At 69.5% G+C, this 6,867-nt stretch carries 7 protein-coding genes and 1 pseudogene; 1 reads left to right on the plus strand and 7 read right to left on the minus strand.

Features of this window, described 5'->3' with window-relative positions:
- A pseudogene (locus A5481_RS35125) lies at positions 1-125 on the plus strand (ornithine--acyl-ACP N-acyltransferase OlsB); the annotation flags it as partial.
- A 239-nt stretch (positions 126-364) separates the two neighbouring features.
- Here A5481_RS35125 and A5481_RS05775 read toward each other — a convergent pair.
- Genes A5481_RS05775 through A5481_RS05805 form a run of 7 tightly spaced genes read right to left on the minus strand, consistent with a single transcriptional unit; the run spans position 365 to position 6,610 of the window.
- A complete protein-coding gene (locus A5481_RS05775; protein WP_048436261.1) occupies positions 365-880 on the minus strand; it encodes a hypothetical protein in 516 nt (171 codons plus the stop codon).
- On the minus strand, positions 877-1,089 hold the full coding sequence (locus tag A5481_RS05780) for a hypothetical protein (protein WP_048436262.1): 213 nt from the start codon (positions 1,087-1,089) through the stop codon (positions 877-879). The genes A5481_RS05775 and A5481_RS05780 overlap by 4 nt, the downstream gene beginning before the upstream one ends.
- A 34-nt stretch (positions 1,090-1,123) precedes the next feature.
- On the minus strand, positions 1,124-2,125 hold the full coding sequence (locus A5481_RS05785) for a formate dehydrogenase subunit gamma (protein WP_048436263.1): 1,002 nt from the start codon (positions 2,123-2,125) through the stop codon (positions 1,124-1,126).
- A gap of 10 nt (positions 2,126-2,135) precedes the next feature.
- On the minus strand, positions 2,136-2,732 hold the full coding sequence (fdh3B, locus tag A5481_RS05790) for a formate dehydrogenase FDH3 subunit beta (RefSeq protein ID WP_048436264.1): 597 nt from the start codon (positions 2,730-2,732) through the stop codon (positions 2,136-2,138).
- Positions 2,733-2,743: 11 nt separating this feature from the next.
- On the minus strand, positions 2,744-5,686 hold the full coding sequence (locus A5481_RS05795) for a formate dehydrogenase subunit alpha (protein ID WP_048436265.1): 2,943 nt from the start codon (positions 5,684-5,686) through the stop codon (positions 2,744-2,746).
- 8 nt (positions 5,687-5,694) lie between these two features.
- The gene (locus tag A5481_RS05800; protein ID WP_048436266.1) at positions 5,695-5,964 is read right to left on the minus strand and encodes a formate dehydrogenase; all 270 of its coding nucleotides are present in this window, start codon (positions 5,962-5,964) and stop codon (positions 5,695-5,697) included.
- Between the two features lie 52 nt (positions 5,965-6,016).
- Positions 6,017-6,610 carry a TorD/DmsD family molecular chaperone gene (locus A5481_RS05805; RefSeq protein WP_245298625.1) on the minus strand — a complete coding sequence of 198 codons (594 nt, stop codon included), beginning with the start codon at positions 6,608-6,610 and terminating at the stop codon, positions 6,017-6,019.
- Positions 6,611-6,867: the final 257 nt, after the last annotated feature.

Here is a 6,867-nt window from a genome sequence, read left to right on the forward strand (position 1 = left end):
GCGACGGCGCGGTGGTCGATTACCAGTTCGGCACCACCGACGTGTTCGTGGTGCTGCCGGTGGAGGCCATCGCCAAGCGGTATATCGGGCATTTCGGCGCGGAGGCGGGGCGGCACGCGGCGTGAGAGCCACGCGCTCCCGCCGACGAAGCGTGCATGCTCCGTCGTCGTCCCGGGGCCGCGCAGCGGCGCCCGGGATCCATCGCCGCCGACATCGCCGGATGACGCGGAAAGCGGCCCGCCCGGGTCTCCGGCGTCAGCGATGATGGATCACGGGTTCCCGTCCCGGCCCCCCCGGGATGACGCGGAGCGGTGGCGACGACGGCGCCTGCCTGGACCTGTCAGGTCCTCGCGACGCAGATCGCTCACTGCGCCGCGAAGAACCTCGGGTCGAGCGCCGAGAGCGCGATCAGCGGCGCCGGCATCACCACGCCGGCCCGGCGGATCGACTGCGCCGCCGCCCGGCAGGCCTGGACGTCGTTGGCGGCCGCCGCCGCATCGACCTGGGCGATCTGCTCGGGGCTCGGCTTCTTCTGCGCCGGGGCGCCCGCCGGGGCGGGGGCCGCCTGGGACTGGGCCTGCGCCTGACCCTGCGGGCCCGAGGCGCCGGGCCCGGTCTGGGCCACCGGGCCGCTCAGGCCCGATTTCTGCTGCACCTCGCCGGCGCCGGCGCTCGGCTGCTGGGCCGCGCCCTTGTCGGGCGCCTGGACGGCGGCAGTCGCGGGCTGGGGGGCGCCGGCGGGAGGAGCGTCCGGCGCCTTCGGATGCACGAAGGCGACGAGCTCCTGGCACAGGTTGGCCGGCGGGCCGGCGGCCTGCGCCGCGCCCAGCGAGGCGGCGAGACCGGCGGCGGCGAGGATGACGATACCGGTCCGGCTCACGAGCCCGCCTCCATCTTGTGGCTGGCCGAGGCCGGCTCCTTGATGTCGCCGGTCCAGCGCGGGCCGACGAGGTTGGTGCCCGGGTCCGAGACCCGCGCGCCCGAGGTGGCGAAGGCCTGGTAGGCGAAACGCTGGTTCTCGGCGAGCAGGAAGCTCGCCGCGGTGGCGAGCACCACGGCCGCCGCCACGGCGACCAGGAAGGCTTTCATCGCTGTCTCCGCCCCGATTATTTAGCCCGGAATTTCATTCCGCAGGGACCTGACCGCGGCCGAGCTGCGGCCCGCTCGCGGTCTTGGCCTGCTGCTCCTTGACCCAGAGGTCGTGGTGGACCTTGGCCCAGGCCAGGTCGACCTCGCCGCTGCCCATCGCGTCGTAGGCGCCCTCCATGCCGAGCGACCCGATATAGATGTGGGCCAGGATGCCGGCGATGAACACCACGCCGATCAGCGAGTGGATCACCTGCATGACCTGCATCCCGTTGATGTCGGTCGCGGCGAACGGGAAGATCATCATGATGCCGGTGGCGCCCATGGCGAGGCCGAAGCCGACGACCATCCAGAACACCATCTTCTGGCCGGCATTGAAGCGCCCGGCGCTCGGATGCGCGTCGCCCAGCAGGCCGCCGCCCTGCTTGAGCCAGATCCAGTCGATCCTGCCCGGGATGTTGTCGCGCACCCAGAGCACGAGCATGAACAGCACGCCGAGCATGAACGGCCAGGCGAGATAGATATGCGCGTACTTGCCGTATTGGGCCAGCGTCGCGAACGCCTCCGGCCCGATCAGCGGCATCAGCAGGCGCTTGCCGAAGATGTAGTTCAGCCCCGAGAGCGACAACACGATGAAGCAGCTCGCCGTCATCCAGTGCGAGAAGCGCTCGAAGCTGTTGAAGCGCAGGATCTTCTTGCCGGATTCCTCGCTGTGCTCGAGGCGGATGCGGCCGCGGGTGAAGTAGAACAGCCCGAGCGCGGCGATCATGCCGAGCACCGCGAGGCCGCCGATCCACGGCATCCAGGATTCGCGGAACTCGCGCCATTCCCGGCCCTGCGGCTGGATCAGGTTGGCGGCGGTGGCGTTCGGGATCGAGATCCGGCCGTGGATCTTCGGGTCCTGCTTGAACAGCATCTCCTCGTTGACCGAAGAGGCGGTGGGGTTGGGGGCGCCGTCGGGCGCGCGCACCTGGGCGACGGCCGGGGCCGTCAGCGCCAGGGTCGCGGCCAGTAGGAGGAGGGAGGTCAGCCTGCGCATCGGAAGTCCCTCAGATCGCGATCGTCTCGCGGTAGGCCGTCTTCCAGCCCCACGCGCCCGAGCCGTAGCCGCGCTTGATCACCCGCTCCTTGTAGATCTGGGCGATCATCTCGCCGTCGCCGGCGAGCAGCGACTTGGTCGAGCACATCTCGGCGCAGAGCGGCAGCTTGCCCTCCGCCAGGCGGTTCGAGCCGTACTTCTCGTACTCGGCGACCGAGAGGTCGACCTCGGGGCCGCCCGAGCAGTAGGTGCACTTGTCCATCTTGCCGCGGGAACCGAAATTCCCGACGCGGGGATATTGCGGCGCTCCGAACGGGCAGGCGTAGAAGCAGTAGCCGCAGCCGATGCACAGGTCCTTGGAATGCAGCACCACGGCATCGGCCGTGGTGTAGAAGCAGTTCACCGGGCACACCGCCGCGCAGGGCGCGTCGGTGCAGTGCATGCAGGCCATCGAGACCGAGCGCTCGCCGGGCTTGCCGTCGTTGAGGGTGACGACCCGGCGACGGTTGATGCCCCACGGCACCTCGTGCTCGTTCTTGCAGGCGGTGACGCAGGCGTTGCACTCGATGCAGCGGTCCGCGTCGCAGAGGAACTTCATTCTGGCCATGAGGATCCCCCTTACGCCGCGCTGATCTGACAGAGGGTCACCTTGGTCTCCTGCATGCCCGTGACGGGATCGAAGCCGTAGGTGGTGACGGTGTTGACGCTCTCGCCGAGCACCACCGGGTCGGCGCCCTTCGGGTAGAAGTCGCGCATGTCCTTGCCCTGGTACCAGCCCGAGAAGTGGAACGGCATCCAGGCGACGCCCTTGGCGACGCGGTCGGTGACGAGCGCCTTCACCTTGGCCTTCGACGAGTTCTCCGGGCCGTAGACCCAGACGAACTGGCCGTCCTTGATGCCGCGCTCGGCCGCGTCCGCCGTGTTGACCTCGACGAACATGTCCTGCTGCAGCTCGGCGAGCCAGGGGTTCGAGCGGGTCTCCTCGCCGCCGCCCTCGTACTCGACGAGACGGCCCGAGGACAGGATGATCGGGAACTGCTTGGCGATCCCGCGATCGACCGCCGCCTTCTGCACCGAGAAGCCGACGTTGGGCATCCGGAACTGACGCTCGTCGGGCCGCGTCGGGTACTTGGCGACGAGGTCGGGCCGGGGCGAGTAGACCGGCTCGCGGTGGACCGGCACCGGGTCGGGCAGGTTCCAGGCATTCGCCCTCGCCTTGCCGTTGCCGAACGGGATCACGCCGTGATCGAGGCAGACCCGCTGGATGCCGCCCGACAGGTCAGTGGCCCAGCTGACCGCGTCCGGGTTGTTGCCGCCGATCCGCTGGATGGTGGCGAGTTCGTCCGCCGTCAGGTCCTTGTCCCAGCCGAGCTTGCGGAACACCCCGAAGGTGAATTCCGGGTAGCCATCGGTGAGGTCGGAGCCCTTGGAGAAGGAATCCTCGGCGAGCAGCGTCTGCCCGTTGCGCTCGGTGCCGAACCGGGCCCGGAAGGTACCGCCGCCCTCCTTCACGTGGAGCGCGGTGTTGTAGAGGATGTGGGTGCCGGGATGCCTGATCTCCGGCTTGCCCCAGCACGGCCACGGCAGGCCGTAATAGTCGCCGCCGACCTCGGGATCGTCCTTCGGGGCGCGCAACGTGACGAGGTCGAACTTGTGCTGGTTCTTCATGTGCGCCTTCAGGCGCTCGGGGCTCTGGCCGCAATAGCCCGTCGACCAGCCGCCGCGGTTGATCTCCCGCAGCAGGTCCTCGGCCGAGGGGACGCCGTCCACCACCTTGACGTTCTTGAACAGGCTGTCGGCGAAGCCGAGCTTGACCGCCATCCGGTAGATCACCTCGTAGTCGTTCTTCGACTCGAAGGCCGGCTTCACGATCTGCTCGCCCCATTGCAGCGAGCGGTTCGAGGCGGTGCGCGACCCGTCCATCTCGAGCGAGGTGCAGATCGGCAGCAGGTAGGTGTTGTCGCGCCTGGCGTCCATCGCCGCGAAGGTGGTCGGGTGCGGGTCGGCGACGACGAGCAGCTCCAGCTCCGCCATGCCCTTCACCGCCTCGGGCATCCGGGTCACGGTGTTGCCGCCGTGGCCGAACACCATCATGGCCTTCAGCGGCGTACGCTGGTCGACCTGGTCTGCCGGCAGGCTCACCGCATCGAACCACCGGGTCGAGGTGAGACCGGGGGTCTCCATGTTCTCCTTGCGCGAGCGGGCCTTGCGGCCGGCGCTGGCGGGGACCTCGTCGAAGCGCGTCTGCAGCCAGTCGTACTCGACCTCCCAGACCCGGGCCCAGTGCTTCCAGCCGCCCTCGACGAGGCCGTAATAGAGCGGCAGCGTCGTGACATCGAGACCGAGATCGGTCGCGCCCTGGACGTTGGTGTGGCCGCGGAAGATGTTGGCGCCGGTGCCCGGCTTGCCGACATTGCCGGTGGCGAGGCACAGGATGCAGAGCGCCCGCACGTTGGCGGTGCCGACCGTGTGCTGGGTCGCGCCCATGCACCAGATCAGGGTCGCGGGCTTCTCCTTGGCGAAGAGCTCGGCGACGCGCTTCAGCTGCTCGCCCGGCACGCCGGAGACCCGCTCGACCTCGTCGGGCGTCCACTTGGCGACTTCCTTGCGGACGTCGTCCATCGCGTAGACGCGGCTCTCGATGAAGGCCTTGTCCTCCCAGCCGTTCTGGAAGATGTGCCAGAGGATGCCCCAGATCACCGGGATGTCGGTGCCCGAGCGGATCCGCACGTACTCGGTCGCGTGGGCGGCTGTCCGGGTGAAGCGCGGATCGATGACGATCATGTTGGCGCGGTTGATCTCCTTGCCCGACAGCACGTGCTGCATGGAGATCGGGTGCGCCTCGGCGGGGTTGCCGCCGAGGATGATCATCGTCTTGGCGTTGCGGATATCGTTGTAGGAATTGGTCTGGGCGCCGTAGCCCCAGGTGTTGGCGACGCCGGCCACCGTGGTCGAGTGGCAGATGCGGGCCTGGTGGTCGACGTTGTTGGTGCCCCAATAGGCCGCGAACTTGCGGAACAGGTACGAGGCCTCGTTGGTGAACTTGGCCGAGCCGAGCCAGTAGACCGAATCCGCGCCGTTCTTGTTGCGGATCGCCTGGAGCTTGTCGGTGATCTCGGTGATCGCCTGGTCCCAGGAGACCCGCTGCCACTCGCCGTTCACGATCTTCATCGGGTAGCGCAGGCGGCGGTCGCTGTGGACCAGCTCGCGGATCGCCGCGCCCTTGGCGCAATGCGCCCCCCGGTTGATCGGGCTCGCCCAGGACGGCTCCTGGCCGACCCAGACGCCGTTGACGACCTCGGCCGTGACGGTGCAGCCGACCGAGCAGTGGGTGCAGACGTTCTTGCGGATCACGGCCTGCGCCGGATCGGCGGACGAGCCGGCGGCCTGGGCCGGGCGCACCGCGCCGAGCCGCAACGAGCCGAGGGCCGCGAGACCGCCGGCGGCGAGCCCCGATTTCCGCAGGAAGCCGCGGCGGTCGAGGGTGTGGGCGGTCAGGCCCGCGGCGAGGGCCTGGTGGCTGCCGCGGCCCGCAATGCCGCTCCTGCGCTTGGTCAGCATCGCCGGTCTCACTTCTTCAGCGTCTCGTAGCCGTTGGTGCGGTAGAAGGCCTTGACGTGGTCGGTCTCGCGGTAGCGCGACCGGGTCTCGGCAGTGCCGGGATCGTAGGCCTTCGCCTCGGTGGGCGTCAGCGGCACGGACGCGACCGCGGCCGCCGCCGCGGCGGTGCCGCCGCCGAGCGCGCGGAAGAACTGCCGCCGTCCAAGGCCGGGCTCGCGATCCTTGCGGGTCTCGTCGGTCGTCCGGGTCTCGTTCTCTTGCCGCTTGTCTTGCCGCATCGCGGCTCTCCTCTTCGTGTCCGCGTCCCGGCTCAGGTCTTCGTGGTTCACGTCAAGCCTCCATCGCGAAGGCCTCAGCCTCGATCGTGGTGAACACCTCGCCGAGCTCGCCGACCGCACGGTAGAACGGCGTCGCCGCCTGCGCCGCAACGTCGGTGAAGAAACGCCCGATCCACGGCTTCAGGTGCCGCTCGAAGAAGCGGTGGTCGGTCCCCGCCTCGGCCGGCAGGCGGCCCGAGGACAGGTTCGCCATCACCTCGAGCAGGGTAGCGGCATGGTCCTCGGGCTCGCTCGACGAGGGATCGCGCTCGATCCCGAGCTCGGCGAAATCCTGGCGCACCCGGGCGAGCGGCCGCTCGTTGAGGAAGCCGGTGAGGTAGTACGAGGCGTAGGGCATGATCAGCCCGCGCCCGACGCCGACGAACAGGGCGAAGTAGTCGCGGCCGATCTCGCGCGCCTGCGCCGCGCGAGCGGCGCGGCCGAGGGCGGCATGGGCCTGTCCGAGAGGGGAGCCGTCGCCGTCGAGCGCCTGCAAGGCCGCGAGCAGGTCCGGCCCCGGCGCACGACCGAGCAGGGCCGCCAGGAGGTCGTATTCCTGCGCGCGCAGAGCGTCGATCTCGTCGACCGCACCGGGCCCCTGATTCACCGTCACCTCGCGCAACGCGGTCTTCGCCCCTCGGGTCGCACCCGGCACTCGTGCCTCTCCATCATTTGGATGAGGCGACCCCGGAGGCCGGCACCATAGCGGGGAATCCGTGGCGCACAATTCTACTTTCTAACGCTTCAAATCGGTAACGCCCCGCCATGGCGTCGCAGGCGGGGCGGGGAGGGGGGCTCGGGGGATGTTTCCGGGCGGTCCGAGGGGTGGCGCGGAATCCCCTCTCCCGTGTGGGAGAGGGGTAG

This window comes from Methylobacterium platani (genome assembly GCF_001653715.1).
Classification (GTDB): Bacteria; Pseudomonadota; Alphaproteobacteria; order Rhizobiales; family Beijerinckiaceae; genus Methylobacterium; species Methylobacterium platani.

Excerpts from the sequence above, each read along its gene's own strand:
- A5481_RS05780 (WP_048436262.1), bottom strand. The coding sequence starts at position 1,089 with ATGAAAGCCTTCCTGGTCGCCGTGGCGGCGGCCGTGGTGCTCGCCACC.
- A5481_RS05785 (WP_048436263.1), bottom strand. The coding sequence starts at position 2,125 with ATGCGCAGGCTGACCTCCCTCCTCCTACTGGCCGCGACCCTGGCGCTG.
- fdh3B (WP_048436264.1), bottom strand. The coding sequence starts at position 2,732 with ATGGCCAGAATGAAGTTCCTCTGCGACGCGGACCGCTGCATCGAGTGC.
- A5481_RS05795 (WP_048436265.1), bottom strand. The coding sequence starts at position 5,686 with ATGCTGACCAAGCGCAGGAGCGGCATTGCGGGCCGCGGCAGCCACCAG.
- A5481_RS05800 (WP_048436266.1), bottom strand. The coding sequence starts at position 5,964 with ATGCGGCAAGACAAGCGGCAAGAGAACGAGACCCGGACGACCGACGAG.